Genomic DNA, 23774 nt, shown 5'->3' with positions numbered 1-23774 from the left:
CCGGGCGCGCCCGGCGTCGCGGTGCTGTCCGGCCACGCCGGCTTCGGCTACTCGGCCGGCGCGTTCGCCCGGCTGTCGGCCCTCCGCCCGGGAGCGTCGATCACGGTCCGCGACTTCGACGGGCACGAGTCCCGCTTCGCGGTCGTGCGGACGGCGCTGTTCCCGTCGAACGAGCCGGACGCCACGCTGGTCGCCCCCGAGGGCGCCGGGCCGCAGCTGCGCCTGATCACCAGCGACGGCGTGTACGACGGCGCGGGTTTCAGCGGAGCGCGGGTCGCGGTGTACGCGACCCCCGCTCCCCCGAGTTCCTAGCCGATCAGGTCGCGCAGCTGGGAAACCGCCGCCACGCGGGCCTCGCGGCCCGGCAGGAGGGGGTTCACCACCATCGTCGTCGCGCCGGCTTCCTTGAAGGCCGCCAGGCGTTCCTTCACGTAGCCCGCCGGGCCGACCAGGGAGATCGCGCGCAGCAGCTCGAGGGGGACGGCCGCCGCCGCTTCTTCCTTCTTGCCGTCGAGGTAGAGGTCCTGGATCAGCTTCGCCTCGGCCTCGTAGCCGTAGCGGCGCGCGAGGTCGTTGTAGAAGTTCTTGCCACGCGCGCCCATGCCGCCGATGTACAGCGCGAGGATCGGGCGCAGGTGGTCGAGCAGCGGCTCGACGTCGTCGCCGATGGCGAGGGCCACCGACACGTACGTGTCCAGCTCGCCCAGCTCCGGAGCGCGCTTCGCCTTGCCCTCGGCCAGCGCCGCGCCCCAGGCGTCGGCCGCCTTCTCCGGGTGGAAGAAGATCGGCTGCCAGCCTTCGGCGATTTCCGCGGTGAGCGCGACGTTCTTCGGGCCGAGCGAGGCCAGCAGCACCGGGATGCGCTCGCGCACGGGGTGGTTGATCAGCTTCAGCGGCTTGCCGAGCCCGGTCCCCTGCTCCGGCGGCAGCGGGATCGTATAGTGCTTGCCCTCGTGCACCACGCGCTCACGGCGCCACACCTGCCGGCACACCTCGACGATCTCGCGGGTACGCCCGAGCGGCGCGTCGTACTTCACGCCGTGAAAACCCTCGATGACCTGCGGCCCGGACGCGCCGAGCCCCAGGATGAACCGCCCGTCGGAGACGAAGTCGAGCCCGGCCGCGGTCATCGCCGTGAGCGTCGGCGTGCGCGTGTAGATCTGGAAGATCCCGGACGCCAGCTGGACGCGTTCGGTCTTGGCCGCGAGGTAGCCGAGCTGGCTGACGGCGTCGAACGAATACGCCTCCGGCACGAAGGCGACGTCGAGCCCCACCTTCTCCAGCTCGACGATGTCCGCGACGCTGTCGGCGAAGCCTCCGGCGTAGTTGATCGCGGTCCCGATCCGCATGTCCACCTCCATTGTGAGCAAGCGCTTAGTCGGATCCTACGGGATACCCCGGGACGGCTCCCTGCGCTGGGTCAGCCCCCCTGATCTCAGCAGGTGAAGGCCACTCGGCCGGGTGGCGGTGGTCACATGCCCGAGCAGGTGGTGCCCGCCCTGATCCCTCCGACGTCAGGTCGTCCCGCCACCGACCGAAGCAGCCTGGACCTACGCGATCGCTCCCATCGACCGGTCGGGCCGCGTCTTCGACCAGTCCATCGTCGACACCTTGGGCTGGACGCTCGACGACCGCCCGTCCCTCACGTCGGCGAAGACCAGGCTGCCCGACCGGTGTGCCGGCGATGAGGATCCACACCCACGCCGGGATCCCGCCGCCGCGCTCGGAGTGGAAAACGTCGTCGCCGGAGCTGCAGCGGCCGACGGGGTCACCAGGACCGCGCCCAATGGGGCGGACCCTGTCGTGCCGCTGACCGCGTATCCACGTCCGGCATGCCAGGCAGCAGATGGACAGGCCGTGTACGTGCCACCATTCAGGCGATCAGAGGCTCATCCAGCAGAACATGAGCTCCTCGGCTTCCCGAGCCCGCCGCGCGAGCCCGATCATGGACTCGATGAACGCTTCTGCGTCCGCGACATCGACGTTGCCACCGAGCTCTTCGATTTGTGCCCACTCGCGCGCCACGCGAGGCACATCGCCGGCTCGGGCCAGCACATCACGAACCGAAGTGCTCAGCTCAGAGACCCAGGGACCCTCGTAGTCAGGGTCCTGCTCCCGACCCGCCGGCCAAGCAAGACGGTCGGTCACCAGATCCGAGTTCCAGGGCACCTGCTGGATCGCCGCGATCATCATGCCCAGCACGACTCCCGGATCGACGCCCTTCGCGTCGATCCCGTCGAACACGTTACCCACCGGACTGCGCCCACCACCGGCATCCATCACCCGCCGCACGGCGTCGGCCCCGGATGCGCGGAAGTAGTCGAACAAAGGCATGACACCGATTATGCCGAAGCGGCACCTTCCACAGCGTGCCGACCTCGACTGGTAGCTCTTCGTCTACTCGCTGGGCGAGCGCGACTGTCAGCGGCCCACGTCCTGTCATGCCGCTTATCGATTGTTAACGAACACCACGTTCGCCAACCGCCGATGCGAGAACCTGTTCAACGTCCACGCTGCTGTCGGCCACCCAGCGACTGACAACGTGGTGGCCCCGCAGCGAGGCATGCGACAGGTGGAGAGCCCAGCGCGAAGCTGAGGGCAACGATCTGAAGAGGCGTCGAGTAGCGGCCAGACTTGATCAAGAGTAACGCCATAATGCGGTCGAAACTCGGCGATATCGATCATCGCAGGTGATCAGCATGTGCGTTCAGAATCCACGAACAAGTGCGGATCCAGGGTTCTTCTTGGCAAAGTCAAAAGCCGAATCAGTCTCAATTCAACCTCAGCGGGAACCAGCGAAATTCGGCTTACCGTCGTATCGTCGCGAATGACCCGACCCGCCCGTTCACATCCAGCAGGCAGACGTCATGGCCGGGAAAGAACTCTCCGCGACCAACGACACACCCAACTCGGCCGCCCACTCTCCGGTCAACGCGACTATTCCCTCCCTAACCACATAGAAATAAAAAGTAAATTCTCACAGGAATCTCGCTAGCCGCAAGGCGCGAAGTGCATCTCCATGCCAATTCCTTCAAGATCCGATATGGCTTTATATTCACACCCAACGCGGGCGTTCGCAGGTCTTGGAACACCGCGAAGTCAATCGCCCCGGGTTGTCGATTGTTCCTATCGAAGCCAATTTACAAATGGAGCAACGGCAGCAGCCCGTGGCCAAATAAGCCGCAGCGACTCGGCGAACTCGACAGAAATCGATTCCAACATGGCGAGCAACTTCGAGAGGTCAATAGTTTCAATATCTGGATCTGGAATCCAATTTGTGCGCGACACGCAAGAGACGTTCACGAAATCGCCATCCACCTCGAATCTCAAGCTTCTCTCAATCCCTTGACCATAGAGGTCAATCTCCGCCGGAAACCCAGACCTGATTCGCTCCAAAGCCTCGGGCAGCTGTTCCATGAATGTCGAGAGATCATATCGGACATCGACTGGCCATTCAGACTGGCCAAACCCGCCAATCTCAAAAACGCAGTCACTATCATCAAGTACCACACACAGATCCATGACTACAGATTCGAACTCCAGATCCGACGGGACCGCAGGCACCATTGAAGCAATGGTCGTAGGACGCTTGAGCATAATCTTTAGCGAAGTCGGCATCATTCCCCCAAGAAGATAGGATATGCCACCCCATAGACCGTCGCCTCGCCGCCGTCGCCGTCCCGCAGACGGTCGCCGGCCTGCAGGTTCACCGCCTCGACGAACGCGCCGCGGGTCACGTCGTAGAACGGGTGATGGAACGTGGGTCTGGACAGACCCGGCTGCCCAGACCGCCCACCGAGCGGTTGTGCGCCTTCGAGCGACCCTTGCCGTAGGACGCCACGTTGCACCACCGCCGTCGCCGTCAACCACGTCAAATAGGAACCACTACTTTACACCACTTCTTTGCCAACGACTTTTGCGATTCAGTTTCCAGCAGATCCACCAGTTCACCAACGGACTTGAGCGCCGTTTTCACACTGGACAGAAACTTCATGCTCCACTCCAGACCTTCACGTGGCGGACAACCACGCGAAGCGGCAGCGCGCCGCAGCTCTTCTTCGAGAACGTCGACGCTGCCGTCGAAGTGCGAGGCGAACCAAGCCAGTACCAGTTCCGGATCTCGAACTGGATCACCCTTCCGCGTGCCAAAGTATCTCATTGCAGCAACATGCGCCATCATTCGTCGATGAAGCACGTCTACTACATCCAGAACACCGCTGTTTTCAGCGATGTCCAGCGCTCGAACCAGAGCCTCCGACCATTCACGCGCATCCACAGCACCGACTTCCGCAGCGGCTAGACCAGTCGTGCACAACGAAACCAGCGTCAGCCACCAGGCTTTCCCGGCACCTAGGACGTCTTTTCGCTCCAGCAAACTCGCCACTTCGTCCACCGACTCGAAAGAGCCAAGAGACCACGCCGAAGGCAACTCCTCAGAACTGATCTCATTCACCCTCAAACACAGTAGAAAAATGGTCAATACCCGCCTGCGTAAAAGCTTGTTCACCGATCGGTAGCGTCTCGGCACCCGGCATGAAATGACCACTCTGATTTGTGATATGCACCGGGAAGCCGTCCAACACCCAACACAGCAGACGAAGTTAACTCAGATCACGAAGAGAATCCAAAATCAGCTCACGGTGCGATTGCAGCCCAGGCAAGTCAAGCGCGCCTGACAGGACATACCTCGCCCGTTCAGTCAGCGTTCGCTCATAGCGACCACACGACGTGATCAAATCTACACACGATGCACAAATTTGCGAAACTCCGGACACCTCTAGCAGTTCGCAAAAAAACGGAAAAGCAAGTGACACTTCATGCACACACTCTTCCACACTGACTGGTCCCAAACCTTGTTCCGAAGGTTTATGAACATACCCACCAGATATCTGAGCAAGAAGTTCGAGCGCATAAGCAAGAGACGGCTCAGACAGCCGAGAAAGCGCCTGGACTACCGAGGCTGCGACAGCTGTCGCAGCCTCGGTAAGGCAGCCGTCGAGTAATGCCACGTTGTCGATTCGCCAGTACGCCGCCTTTGCCGACTCCGTGTCGTTCGCCGCCACAAGCGCTCGTACAGCGTCCGGCAAAGTGGCCGAGTCCGCAAAGCTGCGCAAACCGGCCCAGTTATGCCTTGCCAGTTCAATTTCCATGCTCAACCTTACCAGCCAGTCAGACGGTACCTGATCACTTTGAACTCCACCCCAACACTCGCGGCCAAGAACTCTTCCTAGTAGAAACGAGCAAAAAATCTGACAGGAATTTTGTCCCTTGCGGCACAAAAGCCGATCTTCCGTATCTAGCCTCACAAACCATGCAAATATCAACTGAATCGCCAGTCCGAGGTCGAACCGCCGAGGTAGGGCGAATCCTACTCGCGTCACCGCCAAGCTGAGCAACAACGCACATTTCAGCGCATGCCCCCCTTAAACTTCCACCCGCAGCATACTGACCAGTCTCCACATTGTACCCAGCGGTAACCGTTGCCGGACGCTTGCTGTTCGAGGGTGCCGATCCTGCGGGGGCTGGTGGTGATGTGGCGGAGTGCGCGCCAGCGGCCGACGAGGAGCGCGAAGGCCCTTGACAGAAAAAGACTCGTCTACCGGAACCGGACGAGTGGTACACCTCCTTCGGATTCGCAATAATGTCGATTTCGTTTCCGCAGAAATGGTCAATGCCCGCCTGGCTGAGCACCGGATAACCCATGAGAAAGGAATTTCACGAACTGAACACTGCGCCTATCCTTGCAATTTACAGTCAAGCTTCCGATATCAAGTATTCCGCCTCCTCGATGATCCGCCGCACCTGATCACCAACGAGACGCCGAACATCCCAAATCAGCTCAGACACATCAACTTGCGGAGTCAATGGAACCGTCGAATCCGGTAGTTCAACAGAAAGCAGGATAGCCAAGATATCCGTCCGTATGCCCAGTACAGAAGAAAACGGCGCCATCAAATCGGGAGTCAGCTCCTTACGACCGCGCCCGAGCGCTCCGATCGATGATGCGGCAAGATGCACACCTCCCAGCCGGGAAAGCACCTTTGCCGAAGACGTCCAATTGAGGGTTCGATTGGCAAGCATGCGCATCAGCACCGCACCAGGACCGGGTACATACTGTTTATGCACCCGAGGAGCTTCGCTTGACTGCGGGCGACTGAACTGCGGAAGGGACCGGGCATATTGCCGCAACCGCTCTCTCCGCTCCGGCGTCAAGAGCAGGGCGCACTCCACAAGTCGTGGAATAAACTGTCCCACCGCCATATCCAAGGGAGCCAGTTCATCCGGCATCGCTACCTGCGCGATCGCGAAAAGATCAGCGGCATGCAGATCAAGCACAGGAGCGAGCCGCTTCAGAAACAAGGAGCCCGGCACGGCCCCGCAAAGAACCGACTTCAGTTCCATCGCTAATAGCCCCAACTGCTCGGACAAATCATCCAAGCCGAGCCCCTGCCGATCTGCCACGCGCCCCAGCAGCACACCAAAGGAAGGATATTTATTCATCTTGCGCACCTGGTGCCACTCATTGCACTTTCATTCTTTCATCTCGAAGCCCGCCACCCCGGTGGCTACTTCGAATACTCATGACCTGCTACTTGAAGAAGTAGGGGGACCAGGCATCAGCTTGAGGAGCCGGTAGCCCGTGTCCCGCGAATGCATCTCGCGCAATGTCTTCCAACGGGCGATATCCGGGCATCTCACTAGGCTGATAGTGCCCGGAAAAATTGTCGAAACTTGTGATGTTGCCAGACGCGTCAACGTCGAAGGTGCCAGCCATGTGCACAGGCTCGCCCTCGGACAAACTGGTATGTCCCGCACCGGGGTCAAGTGCCCACGTCGTGCATCGCTCGAAGCGATCCGTCCGTCCTGACCACGTAGTGATGTCCCCTTCGGCCAGCGGTTCTCCGGGCTTGATCCCTGCATGTGTGGGAAGCTGCCCCTGAGGGGTGTTGTCGACACCTGGCCGGCCTGCCTTCCACACGTAAGGATCGCAATTGTGGACGAGGACCGGGGTCTCGCCAGCCGCCACATAGTACGTGTGCAACTGGTCGATCGTGAGGTCGTAGGTGACCTCCGTCGAGTGATACGGCGTCACCCGCTCGACCGTCGCCTCGCCACCGTCGGGCGTCTGCAGACGGTCGCCGACCTGCAGGTTCACTGCCTCCACGAACGCGCCGCGGGTCACGTCGTAGAACGGGTGATGGAACGTCGTGGTCAGCGTCGCGGGAGCAGCCGACGCCGTCGCGGCGCCACCCGTCACCACGGCCGCTGCCACCGCCAGACCCGCCACCACCCGGCTCGCCGCACGGCGAACCCGGTTCGGCTTCACCTTCAGGTCCACAAAGTCGTGGTCCGACTCCGTCACGATCACCCGGTCGATCGGATGCGCCTCCAACCCCGCCTTACCCGGCTGCGAGTTCTCCACCCGCTCCCCCACCTTCAGCGAAGAGATCGGCTTCGACGAACCATCCGCCAACAAGACCTTCGTAGAAGCGAGGAAGCTGTGGCACCCCTCCGGCTGTTCCGCCGAACTACGACCCCGAGCCCGAAGACCACCCAACGCCCCGAACGCAGCACCACCCACACCACCGGCCAGGGCACCAGACCCTGCGTCGCCATCTCCGGCAGCACACCGCTCAGCGCGTCCGAACCGATCCTCGATCTCCCGGCGCGTATCCGGGTCGCTCAACAGCACAATCGTCGGCCGCACGATAACCGTCCCTCGACCGACCCGGCCTACCGGGCGCCGGGTTCGCCAGGCCAACGCTTACCGATGTCCGTTTCCGAGATCCAGAAACTGACCTCTGACGTCGACGTCGATACAGGTTGACCGCACACGCTCAGCGCACGAAATTGCCTCCGTAGCAGCCTCGGCGAGAGCGTCGGCGCCCTCGTCCGCGAGCTTGCGAGCATCCCGCCACCACGAACGGTCCTCCAGCTTGGAAAGGCCGCTTTCCACCTGATAACTGTATTCAGTGTCGACCAGGTACAGGGCGTCGAACACTCGCTCGCTACAGCCCGCGAGGGAATTGACATCCTTCCTTTCGAGCGCATCAGCGAGTACCTCGCCCAACTCCAGAAGAAACGCGGCCAAATCAGCCTTCCCTGGCAACGCGGAAATTCCCTTTCGGGCACGGTCGCAGCCACCATGGCGTTCGATGCCGGAAATAGCGTTCGCGATGGCGCGCAGAACATCACGCTCAGCCGTCTCGGTTGAGATCAGTCCGGCCAGGCGCTGAGAATCGCTCTTTTTCCCTGCCAGCGCAGCCGCCAACGGCTCAAGGCGCACCAGGGACAAGGCCAACCAACTCAACTGAAGACCAACTGGAAGAGCCCGGACGAGGTCGCGCCTCTGCCGCATGAACGCCGGGTACCGGACCCGCGGAACGGAGCCGATCAGCCACAGCCTGGCGACCCGCTCATCGATCAAACGCCAGTGCACGGAAGCGGCCTCGATGCGCATCGGCTCCGGCAGCGAACTGTCGTAGTCGCAGATCATCCTCACGATCCCCGGCCGCGATAACTCCAATTTGACCTGCATAGCGTTCGCAGAGCCCGGTAAGGCCAGCGATCCGAGCCCTTTCGCCAACTCCTGCGAAGGAACTTCGTCAAGCGTCCGGAGATCCCACTTCGCCCGTTCGCGGCCTTCTCCGAGGGCCTCCGAGGACGGCCAGGAGACAACGCTGACCCTCGTGGACGTCGAGCCCTCCCAGTCAAAGTTCATCGTTGTCCCCTGTCATCCGTCCAAGTACACAGCTTACAAAGGGAAGTGGGTCAACACCTTCAGATAAGGAAGGACTCCCGGCCCGAAAATGGTCTCCTCAAGCAGGCCCTCGCCGGTCACTCGAGTTGCGATGTGTCCTTCTTGCACCAGTCGATCATAGGTACACCTGCATATCCTGCCGATGACGACCGGGCCAGCGACGGCAGTTGCCAGGCTTCCAATCTGTCAATTCCTAAGAACCTGGAGATCAGAGTGTATATCTTGTCCACTCGGTTCCCCCCACAAGCAAAAGGCCGGAGTCGGCAAGCCTTTTGACTTCATGGGTGCAGTAATGACCCTTTACTTCGACAGAGGTGCCCGTCACAGTGTTCTCAACCCTCGAAATTTTGACCATCGAGCGCCTGGCACGGTCGCGAATATTTTTCCATTTTCGCACAACGGCCGCGTCGTCTGCCATCCCAGATACGACAGTTTCCTTGAGCTGCGAATCGTGCTGCCGGCCAAGAAGAATAAAGAGGGATCCAGGGTTCTTCTTGGCAAAATCCAAAGCCGAATCAGCCTTCAATTCAACCCTAGCGGGAACCAGCGAAATTCGGTTTACCGTAGTATCATCGCGAATGACCCGACCTGCCTCATTCACATCCATCAGACAGGCCTCATGACCAGGAAATAACCTCTCCGCGACCAACGACGCACCCAACTCGGCCGCCCACTCTCCGGCCAACGCGGCGATTTCCTCGCCAACCGCGTGGAAATAGAAAGTAAATTTCACAGGAATCTCACTAGTTGTAAGGCACGAAATGCATCTCCATGCCAATTCCTTCAAGATCCGATACGGCTTCAGCCTCACGCTTGATGGGGGCACCGGTCCGCATTGACTGCTTCCCGACGTTGATCCCGTACTGAGTACCGTCCTCCCTCTCAACGAGAATATCGGGACGACGCGAACCTTTGAATCCACCGGGCGTCGAGAACCCTTGTTCCGGCAACATACCACCACCCGCGATCACCTCGCCGTCCGTCACTTGCTCGGCGACTTCGGCAATCTTGAGGTTGTGCGGCCCGGTGCCTGCCGGCTTGGGGCCTCGGATCATCGCAGGCTTGGCACCGTTCGCACATTCACACACTTCCCTGTGCCCTGGAAGCTCACCGCCGCAGTTGTGGACCAAAACCGGTGTGTCACCGGTATACACATAGTACGTGTGCAGTTCGTCGATCGTCAGGTCGTAGGTGACCTCCGTCGAGTGATACGGCGTCACCTCCTCCACCGTCGCCTCGCCACCATCGGCCGTCTGCAGACGGTCGCCCACGTGGAGATCCACCGCCTCGGCGAACTCACCACGTGTGACGTCGTAGAACGGGTGGTGATACGTCGTTGTCAACGACGCCGGAGCAGCCGACGCCGTCGCCGCGCTGCCGGTAACCACTGCCGCGGCAACTGCGAGTCCCGCCGCCACCCGGCCCGCCGCACGACGAACCCGGCTCGGCTTTACCTTCAGATCCACGAAATCGTGGTCCGTCTGGGTCACGATCACCCGATCGACCGGATGCGCCTCCATACCCGCCTTGCCGGGCTGCGAGTTGGCCAGCCGGTCACCGATGCGAACGGACGAGATCGGCTTCGACGAACCATCCGCCAACAAGACCTTCGTAGAAGCGAGGAAGCTGTGGCACCCCTCCGGCTGTTCCGCCGAACTACGACCCCGAGCCCGAAGACCACCCAACGCCCCGAACGCAGCACCACCCACACCACCGACCAGCGCACCCGACCCCGCCGCCGACAACGCCCCGCTCACCGAACGGCGCCGATGCGGCGCTCTTGCGCGCCACCGCGGCGATCCCGAACACGGCCACGGCCGAAACGACGAAGGACAGCGAGTCGGCGAAGAACGGGCTGCCCGCGGGCAGCGAGAACAGCACCGCGCCCAGCGGCGGGCCGATCAGCTCCATGGTGATGAGCTGGGCGGCCTGCACCCGGCTGTTGGCCGTTTCGAGCTTCTCCCGCTCGACGAGCTCGGGCACGATCGCCAGCGCGGCGTTGTCGCGCAGCGTCTGCACCGTGCCGAGCAGGAAGTTGACGACCGCCAGCATGGCGATGGACGCCGCCCCGGCCGCCACGGTCACGGCGAACACCCGACGGCGACCGCGCTGACGACGTCGGTCAGCCACAGCACGCGGCGCCGGTCCGGCCACCGATCGGTCAGCGCGCCGGTGAACGGCCCCGCGACCAGCCACGGCAGCCCGCCCGCCAGCGTCACGACGGCGACCGCGACCGGTTCGCGGGTCAGCGCGGCCGCCAGCAGCGGCAGGGCGCCGATCCGGATGCCGTCGCCGACCCCGGACACCAGCGCCGACCACCAGAGCCGCCAGAACGACCGGCGCGTGGCCGCCGGCGCCTCGACGATGTCCACCATTGCGGATCCCTTCCGTCCCGACCGGTCTCTCCCGCGATCCGACGGTGGCAGATCCGCCCACCTCCACCCCGCGGCGGCGTTGGACCTCCTGTCAGGAGGTTCCCTGACACGGCCCCCGCCGACGCCGAGGTCGGACCCGTGCTTCGCCGGCGGCGCTCCGCGCCGCAGTCCCGATCCGACACCGCACTTGGGGCGTTTCCCCGGCGACGGTGTGCAACAGCTTCTGGGGTGCGTCGGCGACGTCCGGGTACTCGGCGGCAAACCCGGGTTCGAGGAACCGCTCCACGAACTTGACGCGGTGCGCCGGGTTGTCGGCCGGCCCCTGACGCTTGCGCCGTCTAGTTGTTTCAGTTGATACTGAAACAACTAGACTAACCTGAAACGAGGAGCGGATGACCAAGTCGGATCCTCGGCACGAGCAGGTGCTCGAGTGGGTCGAGCGGGTGGCGATGTTCTGTACCGCCGAGTACGGGGTGCCGCCGATCGCGGGCCGCGTCCTCGGGTGGTTGATGATCTGCGAGCCCGCCGAGCAGTCGGCCGACGAGATCGGCGCCGCGATCGGGGCCAGCCGGGCGTCGCTGGCCACGAACATGCGGGTGCTCGTCGATGGTGGTTTCGTGCGGCGCCGGACGAAACCCGGCGAACGTACGCACTACTTCCGCATGGTCGACGACGCCTGGGAGACCGTGGTGCGCCGGCGCGTGACCAGCCTGACCGCGTTCCGGGACGTCGCGGCCGAGGGGATGAGCCTGGCCGGCGCCGACAGCCCGCGTGCCAACCGGTTGCGAGCGGCACACGACGTCTACGACTGGATGGCCAAGCGCCTGAGCGAGGACCGTCGATGACCACGCCCCAGGGGCGGTCGGCGATCGTCGCCGGAGGCGGCATCGGCGGGCTCGCCGCGGCGATCGGGCTGCGACGAGCCGGGTGGACGGTGACGGTTCTCGAGCGGCAGGCGGTGTCCCGGGAGGCCGGCGCCGGGTGGTCGTTCGCGCCGAACGCCCTGCGCGCGGCGGACGCACTGGGGGTCGGCGACGACCTGCGGGCCATCTCGGTGCCGACACGGGCCGGCGCGACCCTGCGCACTCCCCACGGCCGGTACCTGATGCGGTTCCGGGAGGGACGCGACACCACCCTGCTGGCCAATCACCGCGCCGACCTGCATCGCGCGCTGCTGGCCAGGCTGCCGGGCGGCTGGGTGCGCACCGGCGCGGAGGTCACCGGCGTCGAGCAATCCGCTGCCGGCGTCACCGTCGCCTACCGGACTCCCGGCGGGACGCGGCAAGCCACCGCCGACGTCCTGGTGGGAGCGGACGGGATCCACAGCGCGGTGCGCCGCTCGGTGTGGCCGCACTCGCCGGCTCCGGTGTTCCAGCGCATTCTCTGCTGGCGCGGGGTGACCGAACCCGGTTCGGTGTGGCCGGTCGAAGGGTTTCAGACCTGGGGCCGCGGCGCGCGGTTCGGCGCGCATCCGGTGGCCGGCCGGCGGGTGTTCTGGTTCCTCACGGTCCGCCGGCCGGAACCGGGACTTCGCTACGACGACGACGTCGCCGAAGTACGTCGCCGGGTCGGCGGCTGGCACCAGCCGATCCCCGCTCTCCTGGCCGCGACCCGGCCGGAATCGGTGCTGTGCCACGACATCTTCGATCTGGAGCCGCTGCCCGCCTACGTCGAGGGCCGGGTGGCCGTGCTCGGCGACGCCGCCCACGCCATGACGCCGTTCCTCGCCCAAGGCGCGTGCCAGGCGCTCGAGGACGCCGCCGTCCTCGCCGCCGAACTCGCCGGGGACAGCGACGTCCCCACGGCGCTCGCCCGCTTCGACCGGTCGCGCCGCCCTCGCAGCCAGCGGGTGCGGCAGCTGGCCCGGCAGGATCCGGCGGTCAGCCTGTCCACCAGCCCGGTCGTGTACGGGCTGGCGGCCGGCCTCACCCGGCTTGCCGGCGGCGGCGTCGCCGCACGCAAGGCGGCCCGCTTGTGGACCTGGACCCCGCCGGTGATCGGGCAAGGCGATCGCTGTCAGTAGTAAACGACCTGCGTGGCACCCGTCGCGAAGTCGTAGGTGATGTAGCCGCCGCGGAAGTTGCCGCGACGGCCGCCCGTGATGGCGAATTCGTCACTCACCGGGTATCCCAGGCGGCCACGTTCCCAGCCGAGCGCGGCCCAGCGGTCGCGGATCGCGCCGTGCACGGACCACGCACCCGTGCCCGGAGTCCAGTAGATCGACGCACTCTTCGAAAAATGGTTGAACCGGCCCACCCCATCCGGCGTGCCCACCTCATCCGTGACCGGATAGCCCATCGGCCCCCTCTCCCACCCCAGCGCCGTCCACCGATCACGAATCGACCCGTGCACCGACCACGCACCCGTGCCCGGAGTCCAGTAGATCGACGCACTCTTCGAAAAATGGTTGAACCGGCCCACCCCGTCCGGCGTGCCGACCTCGTCGGTCACCGGGAAACCGAGGAAACCGCCGGGGCCGCCGCATTGCCGGTATTTCCCGAGAATGGAGCCGTGCACCGCCCAGGCGCCCGTCGCCGGTGAGTAATAGATGATGCCGCCCTGATAGTTCTCGGCGCGCCCGCCGGCGATCGGATATTCACCCCCGACCGGGTTACCCAGGTAGGAGGATGCTCCGCCGATCGCGTTGTAGTGCGCGGCGATCGCGTCCGGGCCACCATAGGTCAAGTCCGCGAGCTGGCTGGGCGAGCCGTTGAAGCTGTCCTGATCGCCGGGGTAGACCCCGGTGTCCGCGGACTGCCAGAACGTGTAAAAGGTCCACCCCGCGGGCAGCGTCCCCGGCGCGGTGCTGAACCGGGCGATCCACAGCGGCCTGTCCGCGCCGAGGGACCGGCTGTTGCCGGTACAGGTCGTCCACCAGCCCGTCGTCGTGTAGATCACCGGCGATCGGCCGGTGGCATTGCGGACGGTGTTCGCGAAATCGGTGATCCACCCGACCATCTGGGCCTGCGTCAAGCCGTAACACGTTGCGCCATACGGGTTGTACTCGATGTCGAGCACGGGCGGCAGCGTGCGGCCGTCCGGCGACCAGCGGCCGCCGTGCGCGAGGAAGTAGTTCGCCTGCGTCGCACCGGTCGACGCGTTGGGCAGTCCGAAGTGGTACGCACCGCGCGAATACCCCGCGTTGTACGAATCGGTGTAAAAGGAACCGAAGCTCGGGTCGACGTACGTCGTGCCCTCGGTCGCCTTGATGTAGGCGAACCGCGCGCCCGCGTTCCAGGCCCGCTGCCAGTCGACGGTGGACTGCCAGTGGCTGACGTCGAATCCCGCCACCTGACCGCCCGCGGCCAGAGCCTGGGCCTGCGGTTTCGCGACCCGCGCCGAGCCGGGCGGCTCGTGGGCGCGGATGGTGGAGCCCAGGAAATCCGCGTCGGGGTGCGTGATCGCGGCCCCTGTCGAGGCCGGTGTGGACGGTGGCACCGCGGCGGCCGACGCCGGTTGCCCGACGCCACCGGCCAACGCGGCAACGAGACAAACCGGGGCGAACCAGCTCCGACGGCGAACGCTGTCCATACGCACCTCCCAGATACCGCGAAGACCGGCCGGCCCCGCGACACGGTAACCGGTCCCACGCCATCCGGGAAGGCGGCGGATGACATCGCAGCAGTGCGCAACCCTGAATTCGGAATCCCGCACAGTTGCTCATTCACGCGATTTCGTGACACATTCACGGCGGCAGATCATCGCCACTCAGCTCGCCCGCCACCCGACGCCACAATGATGCCGAAGTGCGTGCGATCCCGCGATGCTCGTTCTTTGGTCGGCGGCGGCGTAGGTTCGGTGGATGCGGCGAGAACAGCTCGTGTTGCGGGCCGACTGGATCAGCCCGGCGGCAGTGAGTCTCGGGATCGCTCCACCGGCTGGCGATGCGTTGCTGTACCGCGCGGACGGACTCGCCTCGGCCGGGCTGGGCCTGTTCGGCGCCCTGCTCGCCGTGGTGCCGTTCCGGCGCCGCGAGCGATGGGCGTGGTTCGCGCTCTGGTTCTATCCGGCCACGGGACCACTCGATGATCAGCGGGTGATACCCGTGTGGCCGAGTGAGTAGCGGCCGGGCTGCGGCCACACGCACAGACCGTGCGGCTCCGCCCCGACCGGGATCTTCCGGATCAGCGAACCATCCTTTGTGGACAGCACGTAGACCACCCCGTCGTACCGGCCGGACAGCCACAGCTGGGTACCGTCCGCGGTGACGTTCCCCATGTCCGGGCTACCGCCGCCAGGCAGGCGCCACACGGTCTCCGGCCGGCCGGTGTAGGCGTCGAGCACGCTCACGCTGCCCTCGTGCCGATTGGTGACGTAGAGCTGTTTCGCGTCGCGGGACAGGTACAGCCCGTGCGCCCCGCGGCCGGTCGGGATGAAGCGGAGCACGTGCGTCGCGGCGCCGTCGAGCACCCACAGGCCGTTGGCGTCGGAGTCGGCGATGTAGTAGACGGATCCGTCCGGGGCGAGCTTGATGTCCTGCGGTCCCATGCGGACGTTGCGGTGCGGCATGTCGATCGTCCGCAGCAGGTGGTGAGTGGCGATGTCGACCACCGCGACCCGGCCGGCGAACTCGCAGGTGAACACGGCCGTGCGCCCGTCGGCGGAGAAGTCCGCGTGGTCGATGCCCCCGCACTCGGGCGCCGCGGTCTCGTCGTGGACCTGCCACGTGTGCGGGTCGTACCAGACCAGCTTGCGCAGCCGCTCGGCCACCGAGATCGCGTACCGCCCGTCCGGCGTGAAGTACATGTTGTACGGGTCGACGACGGGTATCGCCTGTCCCGGCTGCCCGGTTCGCGGGTCGAACGGCAGCACGTGGTAGCCGCGGTCGTCGGTGGCGTACAGGGTGCGCAGGTCCCACGACGGGACGACGTGCTGCAGTTCCTTGCCCACCGGGTACTTCGCGACCACCTGGTAGGTGTGGGGGTCGATCACCCACACGTCCCCGGACTTGCTGTGCGGCACGTAGACGAGCGGCTTGTCCCCGGCGACCGCGGGCGAGAGCAGGCCCGGCCCGGCCGCGGCGTCCACGTTGTGCGGGTCGCCGATCGCGGGCATGCCGGGCAGCGGGTGGAGCGCGGGCGGGGGCGGAGTGGGGGCGGCGGGAAGGCCGGCCGTGCTCATGCCGGGCATGGTGTCGCCGTGCGGGTTTCCCGGCGTGCACCCGGCGACGAGGAGAAGCATGGCGGCCACGACCGTCGAGCGGCGGCGCATCGGCTATCCCAGCAGCTCGGAGGCGGTGACCGGGGTGAGGCCCCGGCCGAGGAGGTCGCTCAGGATCCCCGGCAGCGCGGCGACCGTCCCGGGGTGCCCCAGGTGCATGCTCACCACGCTTCCGGCCCGGGCCTTCGCGACCGCGGCCCGGATGGCGGCCGGCCCGGGATCCTTCCAGTCCAGCGAATCGACGTCGTAGGACAGCACCTTCGCGTAGCCGGCCTTGCCCGCTTCGACGAGTTCCTCGTGGGTGGCGTGCTGTCCCTGCGACTGCCGGAAGAAGCTCCCCGGCAAGCCGGTCAGCTCGGCGAGCTTGTCGCGGCACCGCTGGATCTCGGCGTACATCGGCGCCGGCGCGAATCCCGAGAGCGCCGGGTGGCTCCAAGTGTGGTTGCCCAGCTCGTGACCGCCGTCGCGGACCATGCGCGCGGCGTCCGGGTGCGCGGCGAGCCAGGTGCCGACCGCCAGCACGGTGATCCGGGCGTCGTGCTGCCGCACGACGTCGAGCACCCGGCGGGTCACCTCGGGATCGCCGGCACCGTGGAACGTCAACGCCACCTGGGGACGGCCGGATTCGGACCGGACCAGCTCGGCAGCCGGACCGTGGGCCTGAGATGGCGTCGCCGAGACGCTGGGTGGCGTCGACGTACTTGACGTCGGAGAAGCGGTGGTGGGCGCGCTCGGCGGCGAGCACGCCGTCAAAGTCGCGGCGCCGAGCGCCAGGCCCAGCACGCGGCGCCTGGTCAGCGGATCGCTCGGACCGGTCACCGCAGTACCCTCCAGGACAACCGCTGTGAGGACGCTGAGAAGCCGGGCTTGTTCACCGAATTCGGGGCGACCGGCGCAGCGCGGCCACGGCCTGGGGCTCGTTGCGGGCGGAGTTGGCCAGCAGCCCGAAGATCGCCATCGTGACGAGCAACGACGAGCCGCCGTAGGAAATCAGCGGCAACGTGACGCCGGTGACCGGCAGCAGCCCGACGACGTAGCCGATGTTGATCGCCGCCTGGGCGACCACGAGCAGGGTGAGCGTGCCGGCGACGATCCGGATCCACGGATCCACGGATCGAGGTTGCGGCGCGCGATCCGCGTGCCGACCACCGCCACGCCCGCGTAGAGCGTGATCACCGCGACACAACCGACAAAACCGAGTTCCTCGCCGACGAAGGCGAAGATGAAGTCGTTTTCCACCCCGGTGTCGAAGCATCCAGCGGTCACTGGTGGGGATGCCCTCCGCCTGAGCGAGAGCGATCTGGTTCGCGAGTATTCGCTGGGCGAGTTCGGCCGCCGCCGCCAGCCGGTCCCGGTCACCGTGAGCTGGTCGTCGTCCGGCGCAACGGGCCGGGACGTCGCTGCTCAGGCACCGAGTCGGCGATAGATCCGGCTGGCCAGGGACGCGGCCAGCTGATTGATCGTCGAGTGCGGGTCCAGCTGCGCGAATTGCCCGAGCAGCTCCGCCGCGGCGTAGGCCTCGGCCTCCGAGACCACCGCCACGCACCGTTCCCGCCGGCCCCGCTCGACCAGCCGGGTCAGGGCCTCGGCGTACTCGTCGAGGTTACGCACCCCGGCCAGGCCGTAGCGCTCGCCGAGCGGATCCTGCATGACCTCGTCGCTCATCGCCCGCACCCTCCCATTCGGTACCCCTGCCGACTCCGCCAGAAAATCTATGCTGACTGGAGTAGACATTGGGCGGCGGGTGTGTGTAGTCTTCTTCTCGTAGCAAGAGAGACAACGTCAAGCAGGCGCGGGAGAGGACGCAACTACCCGCGAGCAGTACCGCAGGGCCGGAGTGTGACGAGTTCGATGAGGTAGTACCGGTTCTGCGGTGGCAGTGAAGATCAGCAGTAGTTGTTTGGTGCAAGTGCAGTGAGCAGGACCGGTCAGGTGCCCGGAGCCGATCAGTGAACGGGGCTCCGGGCAGTGACCAGCGGCGTCAGCGTGCTGGGACCGATCAGTGGAAGGGTTCCGGCAGTGACGCTCGCAGCAAGTGAAAGTGCAGTACCGAGTAAGTGGGAAGTATCGGAGAGAAGGGAACGGGAGCATCATTGGATCGCCCGCAGCGGCTCGGTAGCGCCGCGCGGGTGCCGCAGTCCCATCGAGTTCGGAGGTGGTGCTCGGTCACGAGTAAGCGATCCCCGCGCAGGCCGGTTTCCGGCTGGACGCGGGTGCAGAACACCGGCGGTCGCGCCGGTTGGCAATGGTGAAGATCCCTACCCTTGAGGACCCCGGGTGCCGCAGTGGCGCCCGGGGTCCTTTGTGATGCGGAGGTGGAATGATTCCTGACCAACAAGGACCGGCCACGCCCAGCGCGGCCGACAAGTTCGACGATGAGCACTATCCCGCCTACACCATGGGGCGGGCCGCCGACATGCTCGGCACCACGCAAGGGTTCCTGCGCAGTCTCGACGAAGCCGGGCTGATCACCCCGCAGCGGTCCGCCGGCGGGCACCGCCGTTACTCCCGCCACCAGTTGCGGATCGCCGCGCGAGTGCGGGAACTGGTCGACCAGGGCACCGCCATCGACGCGGCGTGCCGCATCGTGTCGCTCGAAGACCAGCTGCACGAAGCCCGGCAACAGAATTCCAGTCCCCAGCGCGCCGACTGACACCGTGGGTGTGCCGCTCTCACCGGCGGTACACCCGCACACGGCCTGAGGAGAAGTTCTTCTGATCTCGCCGGAGTGACGCTGTCCGAGACCGCAGGCCGGATGTGCGCCGCGTCTGGTTTCCGCGCGCTGAACGGTTTCCGTCCAGTCAGAGACCGCGGGCGCGCTCCGCGGCGCGCAGCGGTGCGCGGCGCAGGTGCGGACGGGGCATGTTCGGGAACAGGTGGTGCTCGATCTGGTGATTCAGCCCGCCGAGCAGGAAGTCGATCACCCTCCCGCCGCGGATGTTGCGTGAGGTCGGCACTTGCCGGTGCAAGGCGCCTTCCCCGCGGCGCATCTTCGTCTCACCGGAGTCCTTCGAGGGCGAGCAGGGGGAAGAAGAGGAACGCCTGATTCTTGGCCATCCAGCGCAGGAAGCCCTGTTTCGCGCGTGCTTGCCGGCCGGTGAAGGCCGGCGCCGGGATGTCGAGGTCGTGCTCCTCGTGGTTGGGGTTGGCGTGGTGCCGGTTGTGCCCGTGGATCCACCACGGGTAGCTCATCCCGACCAGGCCACCGTGCACGACACCGACCGCGTCGTTGGAGCGCCGGGTCCGGAAGATCTGCTCGTGGCCGACGAACGCCAGTCGCTGCCACCAGGTGTCGCCCAGGAACGCGAACCCCACCCATGCTCCGGCGAACACCGCCAGGTTCGCGGTGATCACCGCCGCGTAGTAGCCGTGGCGGCGGCGCAGCAGCCCGGCTTCACGCACTTCGGCGAGCAGCCTGCCGTACACCGCCGGCGTTCATCGGCGCGGCGTCGCAGGTGCTCCGGTGGCGGAAGAGGAGAACCGGACGCTGCGGCTGCGGCGTTGGTCGGCGTCGGAGAGCGGGTGTCCGGCGGCGTGCGAGACGGGATGGCTGAACAGCACCGGCGAGACCGGGGCACGGGCGCTGCGGGAACGAACGGGTGTGCGTGACATGGGGAAACTCCTTGGAAGGGGCCGGGCAGGTGAACACGGCCGGTGGTGACGCATGAGCGCCGAACGGCAGCGTCGAGTCGGTGTCGGCGAGCCGCCGTCGGGCAGAGGCTTGGTCGCAGGTCGGACAGCGTCGTCAAGGCTCCTCGTGACCCAGGGTCGAAAAGCGCGGCGCGAACCTGCAGCCTCCACGTTACGCGCATCGGCGGGCAACTGCCGGCACCGGCCCCGCTTGACGACCCGCCGGGTAAGAACGCGCCGAGCACGTACCCCCAGCACCATCCCGCCGAACGTGGCGGACGACGCGGCGGCGATCCCGGCAGTGCGGCTCTTTTCCGCCAGGTAGCCCACCGCGAGACCCGGTATCGCGTTGAGGATCAACGGCTGTCCCACCGCGGCGACGACCTGCCCGGTGAACGCCCAGGTGTAGTTGTCTTCGACGAGCCGCAGGAACGCCCCGGCGGCGGTCAGAACGGCGCCGGCTATCAGGGCAGGCCGGAGAAACCGGTCAAGCGCGATCCCCGCCGGGATCGCGAGAAGGACGTAGATCAGCGGGAAAACCTGGGACAGCCAACCGATCGCGCCGACGGAGACGCCGAAGTGCCGTGCGGCGTCCCGGTCACCGGCGCGTAATTGACGAACAGCGCCTGGCTGGCCGCCGCCAGGAGTCCATAGGCAAGAAAGACCGACCCGCGGCTCTTCGTGTGCTGACCAACACCAGGAGCCACCGAGGTCGCGGCCTTGCGTGCCGCCCGGGCCCGGCGGGGCGGGGCCTGAAGACCGAACGACGCACTGCGCCTGCGGGCCGTGCTCCCGATCACGACCGTGGCAACGGCGACACCTGCGGCGGCAGCGCGCGCCCGTCGCTGAGGGTTCGTCAACTTCGGCATCGCGATCGCCCTTGGGTACGACACTCTGCACCCCGATTCGCGCCGCGTTGTGCACCCGGCACCAAACGTGCTCGACGAGCACGTCGGGGAACAGCGGCCAACGCCGTTCCGCTCCTCAGGGGCCCGCGGCGACGTACCGGGTCGCACGAGTCTGGTGACAAGTGTTCATCACAGGGCGGCGACTTCGGCGGTGGCCACGAATCGGCGGGTGTGCGTGGCCACTCGTCGCCCGAGGTGGCGGGCGGTGGACAGGTCGGCGTCGTGGACGGCTTCGGGGCCTTGGTCGTTCCAGGTTTGGGCGCCGGCCCCGAGGTAGAACCCGAGCCGGTTGTGGTCGTGCTCGCTGGCGGCGGTGGTGTTCCAGCCGGGCAGCAGGCCGAGGCTGATCCAGTGCATGCCGTGCTGGGCGGCGAGCATCGAGAAATACTGCAGGGTGTGCAGCTTGTCCCCGCTCATCGAGCCGGAGTTGGTGAATCCGGCCGCGATCTTGTCTTGCCAGGCGCGACTCATCCATCGCGCGGAGGTTGCTTCGGCGAAGGCGTGGAAGGCGCCGGAGGCGCTGCCCATGTAGGTCGGGCTGCCGAAGATGATCGCGTCGCAGCCGTCGAGGGTGCGCCAGTCGTCGTCGGTCATCGCGGCGACGTCGATCATCTCGACGACTGTGCCGGGTACTGATCCGGCTCCCTGGGCGGCGGCGTTGGCCAGTTCGCGCGTGTGTCCGTAGCCGGAGGTGTAGGCGATGCCGACGGTGAGGTTGGACATGATCTTGTTCTTCCGATCTCTGCGTTTGTGGTGACACCGTCAACGCTAAGCGCGTACCAGTGTAAGTGTCAATGTCACCCGGTTCTTGTTACCATCGACATATGCGCAGCGACCTTGCCCCTCCCGAGACAGGTGCGGAACGAAGCGACCAGCAGCAGACGATCCTGAGGGCGGCGGCCGAACTGCTGACCGAGCACGGGCCGGCCGCCATCTCGACGCGGGCGGTCGCGACCGCCGCCGGGGTGCAGACACCTGCGCTGTACCGCTTGTTCGGGGACAAGGACGGCCTGCTCGACGCACTGGTGAGTTACGGATTCGAAAGCTACCTGGCCGAAAAGCGGGCGCTCGAACCCAGCGAGGACGCCATCGACGACATCCGCCGCGGCTGGAACATCCACGTCGAGTTCGGACTGCGCAATCCCGAGTTCTACGCCCTGATGTACGGCAACCTGCGCCCGGGCCGCCGCCCGGCCGCCGCCCAGGAGAACGGCCAGATCCTGCGCCGCCTGCTCGAGCACGCCCGAGAGCAGGGCCGGCTCCGCGTTCCGGTCGAGTCGGCTGCCCGGGCCATCGAGGCTTCGACCACCGGCGCCGTGCTGTTGCTGCTCTCGCAGCCCGAGGGTGAGCGCGACCCAGCCCCGCTCACCGCCCTGCGCGACACGGTCATCGACTCGATCATCAGCACCGAACCGGTAACCGATGTCCGAACGACCATCGCCGAACGGTCCCTGGCGCTGCTGGCCGCTCTCGGCGACGGCGACGGCGCCGACCCCATGGTCGACGCCGGCTTCAGCCCTGCCGAGGCCGCCCTGCTGCGTGAGTGGCTGAAAACGCTTACCTGACTGTCCCGCCGCAACGCGCGCTTCCGCGTCGTCCTCGACAGTCGCGAATAGCCCGGTGCGAAAGTGGCGACCCGAGCGGCCAGCCTGGCGAGGACCTGACCCGCACCGCGCCGGTCGCGTCCTTGCGGTGACCTGCGCCGGACGGCTCGACTGGTCGTAGGCCGTCACGGTCGAGGTGTTGCCGGCGGCGGTGACCGGCGCCTTCTCCCCCAGGTAGCGCACGGACCGCGTACGGCAAAGCACGGCTCGCTGCCCCGTGCGGCCCCCAGATTTCAGCAGGTGAAGGCCACTCGGCCGGGTGGCGGTGGTCACATGTCCGAGGGGGCCGGGTCAGCGGTCGGTCGCGGGGTGGCGGTGCTCCACGTCGATGATCGTGTCGGCGCGGACCCACTCGGGCTCGGTGTCGCGCGCGCGGCCGTCGACCTGGACGGGGACCCAGGTGACGTCGGTGTAGGCGTCGAAGACCGGGGCGCCGGTCACGACGCCGCGACGGCACAGCCGGCGGCGGCCGGCGTTGCGCGGGCCCGGTACGTACGTCACCCGGTGCCCGGTCACCAGCGGCTCCATGTTCTCGCTCATCGCATCCCTCTCCGTACCCACGTCCGCGACGCCTCGCCGAGGCGACCTCGCGGCCCACCGGGTCATGACGCGACAAGGCGGAGTGTGCTGTGTCACTCAGCCGACGATGACGCCCTCCACCAGCGCGTGGCGGACGGCGAGGGAGGCTGCCTCCAGGCGTGAGTGGACGCCGAGCTTGTTCAGCACGGCCTGGACGTGGGTGCGGACCGTGGTGGCCGAAATGTTCAGGCGGCGGGCCATCGCGGCCGTGCCGAGGCCTTCGGCGAGCAGGGCCAGGCACTGCCGCTCCCGGGTGGTCAGGAACGACGCCAGGCGGACGGCGTCGGTGTCGCGGCGCGATCGCGGCCCCGGGTCGGCGGGGAGCGCGACGACGATGTCGCCCGAATAGGCGCGCGTGATCGCGTAGACCAGGGCCGCGAGCCCGCGGGTCTTGTGGACGTACCCGACGGCGCCGGCGGCCATCGCCAGCACCATTCCCGCGGGGTCCTGGTCGGCCGTCAGGACGATCACCTTGGTCGCTTCGCCCGCCGTGCGCAGGCGGGCGACCGCGCGGGTGCCCTCGCCGTCGGCGAAGTGGCGGTCGATCAGGCAGAGGTCCGGGCGCAGGGCGGCCACCGCGGCGATGGTCCCGCCGAGGGTCAGCTCGATGTCGAGCACCGTGAAGCCCTGCTGGCCGAGCACGGTACCCAGCGCGTCCGCGAACACCTGGTGGTCGTCACCGATGACCAGCGTGGCCATGGCTCACCTCCCGGCCTCCGTGAACTCCAGCCGGACGCACGTGCCGCGCGGGACCCGC

General features: G+C 66.4%; 27 protein-coding genes and 2 pseudogenes. 6 read left to right on the top strand and 23 right to left on the bottom strand.

From position 1 onward, the window contains the following. The coding region (locus G3I65_RS34205) for a class F sortase (RefSeq protein ID WP_160699762.1) at positions 1–312 on the top strand (312 nt) is incomplete at its 5' end. On the opposite strand, the gene G3I65_RS34200 is transcribed toward G3I65_RS34205, so the two are convergent. The 13 genes from G3I65_RS34200 to G3I65_RS34140 form a co-directional block, all read right to left on the bottom strand. Further along, on the bottom strand, positions 309–1349 hold the full coding sequence (locus tag G3I65_RS34200; protein WP_160699761.1) for an LLM class F420-dependent oxidoreductase: 1041 nt from the start codon (positions 1347–1349) through the stop codon (positions 309–311). The two genes, G3I65_RS34205 and G3I65_RS34200, sit on opposite strands and share 4 nt — an antisense overlap. Before the next feature lie 532 nt (positions 1350–1881). Then, a complete protein-coding gene (locus G3I65_RS34195) occupies positions 1882–2334 on the bottom strand; it encodes a hypothetical protein (protein WP_166640930.1) in 453 nt (150 codons plus the stop codon). A gap of 792 nt (positions 2335–3126) precedes the next feature. Beyond that, a complete protein-coding gene (locus tag G3I65_RS34190; RefSeq protein ID WP_160699760.1) occupies positions 3127–3567 on the bottom strand; it encodes a hypothetical protein in 441 nt (146 codons plus the stop codon). A 304-nt stretch (positions 3568–3871) separates the two neighbouring features. Then, positions 3872–4453: a hypothetical protein gene (locus tag G3I65_RS34185; protein ID WP_160699759.1), complete on the bottom strand. Its 582-nt coding sequence runs from the start codon at positions 4451–4453 to the stop codon at positions 3872–3874. Beyond that, complete coding sequence (locus G3I65_RS34180) at positions 4446–4583, bottom strand: hypothetical protein (protein ID WP_160699758.1); 138 nt, start codon at positions 4581–4583, stop codon at positions 4446–4448. The genes G3I65_RS34185 and G3I65_RS34180 overlap by 8 nt, the downstream gene beginning before the upstream one ends. Before the next feature lie 18 nt (positions 4584–4601). Beyond that, positions 4602–5150, bottom strand: coding sequence for a hypothetical protein (locus tag G3I65_RS34175; protein WP_160699757.1), 549 nt, complete (start codon positions 5148–5150; stop codon positions 4602–4604). Positions 5151–5754: 604 nt separating this feature from the next. Further along, entirely contained in the window at positions 5755–6510 is a 756-nt protein-coding gene (locus tag G3I65_RS34170) for a hypothetical protein (RefSeq protein WP_203612593.1), read from the bottom strand. A gap of 79 nt (positions 6511–6589) precedes the next feature. Continuing rightward, the gene (locus G3I65_RS34165; RefSeq protein WP_160699756.1) at positions 6590–7423 is read right to left on the bottom strand and encodes a polymorphic toxin-type HINT domain-containing protein; all 834 of its coding nucleotides are present in this window, start codon (positions 7421–7423) and stop codon (positions 6590–6592) included. Positions 7424–7765: 342 nt separating this feature from the next. Next, a complete protein-coding gene (locus tag G3I65_RS34160) occupies positions 7766–8497 on the bottom strand; it encodes a hypothetical protein (protein WP_160699755.1) in 732 nt (243 codons plus the stop codon). Between the two features lie 472 nt (positions 8498–8969). Next, entirely contained in the window at positions 8970–9494 is a 525-nt protein-coding gene (locus G3I65_RS34155; RefSeq protein ID WP_160699754.1) for a hypothetical protein, read from the bottom strand. A 10-nt stretch (positions 9495–9504) separates the two neighbouring features. Further along, positions 9505–10362 (bottom strand): polymorphic toxin-type HINT domain-containing protein, encoded by an 858-nt coding sequence (locus G3I65_RS34150; protein WP_160699753.1) that lies wholly within the window; start codon positions 10360–10362, stop codon positions 9505–9507. Between the two features lie 55 nt (positions 10363–10417). Further along, positions 10418–10846, bottom strand: a complete 429-nt coding sequence (locus tag G3I65_RS34145) for an MFS transporter (protein ID WP_160699752.1) — start codon at positions 10844–10846, stop codon at positions 10418–10420. After that, on the bottom strand, positions 10843–11136 hold the full coding sequence (locus G3I65_RS34140; protein ID WP_160699751.1) for an MFS transporter: 294 nt from the start codon (positions 11134–11136) through the stop codon (positions 10843–10845). Before G3I65_RS34140 ends, G3I65_RS34145 begins: the two co-directional genes overlap by 4 nt. Before the next feature lie 392 nt (positions 11137–11528). Here G3I65_RS34140 and G3I65_RS34135 point away from each other — a divergent pair, with 392 nt between their 5' ends. Together G3I65_RS34135 and G3I65_RS34130 are read left to right on the top strand one after the other, a co-directional pair. Further along, positions 11529–11981 carry a GbsR/MarR family transcriptional regulator gene (locus G3I65_RS34135; RefSeq protein WP_160699750.1) on the top strand — a complete coding sequence of 151 codons (453 nt, stop codon included), beginning with the start codon at positions 11529–11531 and terminating at the stop codon, positions 11979–11981. Beyond that, complete coding sequence (locus G3I65_RS34130; RefSeq protein ID WP_160699749.1) at positions 11978–13159, top strand: FAD-dependent monooxygenase; 1182 nt, start codon at positions 11978–11980, stop codon at positions 13157–13159. Before G3I65_RS34135 ends, G3I65_RS34130 begins: the two co-directional genes overlap by 4 nt. Here the strand turns inward: G3I65_RS34130 and G3I65_RS34125 are convergent. Next, positions 13153–14667, bottom strand: coding sequence for a GH25 family lysozyme (locus G3I65_RS34125; RefSeq protein ID WP_160699748.1), 1515 nt, complete (start codon positions 14665–14667; stop codon positions 13153–13155). The two genes, G3I65_RS34130 and G3I65_RS34125, sit on opposite strands and share 7 nt — an antisense overlap. 271 nt (positions 14668–14938) lie before the next feature. On the opposite strand from G3I65_RS34125, the gene G3I65_RS34120 reads away from it, so the two are divergent. After that, positions 14939–15199 (top strand): hypothetical protein, encoded by a 261-nt coding sequence (locus tag G3I65_RS34120; protein ID WP_203612592.1) that lies wholly within the window; start codon positions 14939–14941, stop codon positions 15197–15199. Here G3I65_RS34120 and G3I65_RS34115 read toward each other — a convergent pair. The 4 genes and pseudogenes from G3I65_RS34115 to G3I65_RS34100 all read right to left on the bottom strand — a co-directional run bounded on the left by G3I65_RS34115 (position 15166) and on the right by G3I65_RS34100 (position 17961). Next, a complete protein-coding gene (locus G3I65_RS34115; RefSeq protein WP_160699747.1) occupies positions 15166–16347 on the bottom strand; it encodes a hypothetical protein in 1182 nt (393 codons plus the stop codon). The genes G3I65_RS34120 and G3I65_RS34115 overlap by 34 nt on opposite strands. Positions 16348–16350: 3 nt before the next feature. Continuing rightward, a complete protein-coding gene (locus G3I65_RS34110; RefSeq protein ID WP_160699746.1) occupies positions 16351–17115 on the bottom strand; it encodes a polysaccharide deacetylase family protein in 765 nt (254 codons plus the stop codon). Between the two features lie 52 nt (positions 17116–17167). Continuing rightward, positions 17168–17535: pseudogene (locus tag G3I65_RS34105) on the bottom strand (FtsW/RodA/SpoVE family cell cycle protein); the annotation flags it as partial. Positions 17536–17700: 165 nt separating this feature from the next. After that, positions 17701–17961: a hypothetical protein gene (locus G3I65_RS34100; RefSeq protein ID WP_160699745.1), complete on the bottom strand. Its 261-nt coding sequence runs from the start codon at positions 17959–17961 to the stop codon at positions 17701–17703. 655 nt (positions 17962–18616) lie between these two features. On the opposite strand from G3I65_RS34100, the gene G3I65_RS34095 reads away from it, so the two are divergent. After that, positions 18617–18949, top strand: coding sequence for a helix-turn-helix domain-containing protein (locus G3I65_RS34095; RefSeq protein ID WP_160699744.1), 333 nt, complete (start codon positions 18617–18619; stop codon positions 18947–18949). 184 nt (positions 18950–19133) lie between these two features. Here G3I65_RS34095 and G3I65_RS34090 read toward each other — a convergent pair. The 3 genes and pseudogenes from G3I65_RS34090 to G3I65_RS34080 all read right to left on the bottom strand — a co-directional run. Continuing rightward, positions 19134–19698: pseudogene (locus G3I65_RS34090) on the bottom strand (acyl-CoA desaturase); the annotation flags it as partial. 33 nt (positions 19699–19731) lie between these two features. Continuing rightward, positions 19732–20826 carry an MFS transporter gene (locus tag G3I65_RS59160; RefSeq protein WP_375336747.1) on the bottom strand — a complete coding sequence of 365 codons (1095 nt, stop codon included), beginning with the start codon at positions 20824–20826 and terminating at the stop codon, positions 19732–19734. Between the two features lie 137 nt (positions 20827–20963). Then, positions 20964–21557, bottom strand: coding sequence for a flavodoxin family protein (locus tag G3I65_RS34080; protein WP_160699742.1), 594 nt, complete (start codon positions 21555–21557; stop codon positions 20964–20966). Between the two features lie 101 nt (positions 21558–21658). Here G3I65_RS34080 and G3I65_RS34075 point away from each other — a divergent pair, with 101 nt between their 5' ends. Next, positions 21659–22399 (top strand): TetR/AcrR family transcriptional regulator, encoded by a 741-nt coding sequence (locus tag G3I65_RS34075; protein ID WP_160699741.1) that lies wholly within the window; start codon positions 21659–21661, stop codon positions 22397–22399. Between the two features lie 330 nt (positions 22400–22729). On the opposite strand, the gene G3I65_RS34070 is transcribed toward G3I65_RS34075, so the two are convergent. After that, a complete protein-coding gene (locus G3I65_RS34070) occupies positions 22730–22978 on the bottom strand; it encodes a hypothetical protein (protein ID WP_160699740.1) in 249 nt (82 codons plus the stop codon). Between the two features lie 96 nt (positions 22979–23074). Next, positions 23075–23716 carry a response regulator transcription factor gene (locus G3I65_RS34065; RefSeq protein ID WP_160699739.1) on the bottom strand — a complete coding sequence of 214 codons (642 nt, stop codon included), beginning with the start codon at positions 23714–23716 and terminating at the stop codon, positions 23075–23077. Between the last annotated feature and the right edge of the window lie 58 nt (positions 23717–23774).

It is taken from the genome of Amycolatopsis sp. SID8362 (assembly GCF_010550475.1).
GTDB classification, from domain to species: domain Bacteria; phylum Actinomycetota; class Actinomycetes; order Mycobacteriales; family Pseudonocardiaceae; genus Amycolatopsis; species Amycolatopsis eburnea.
Note: the sequence above shows the minus strand (reverse complement) of the source record. Positions and strands in the feature narration are given on the sequence as shown.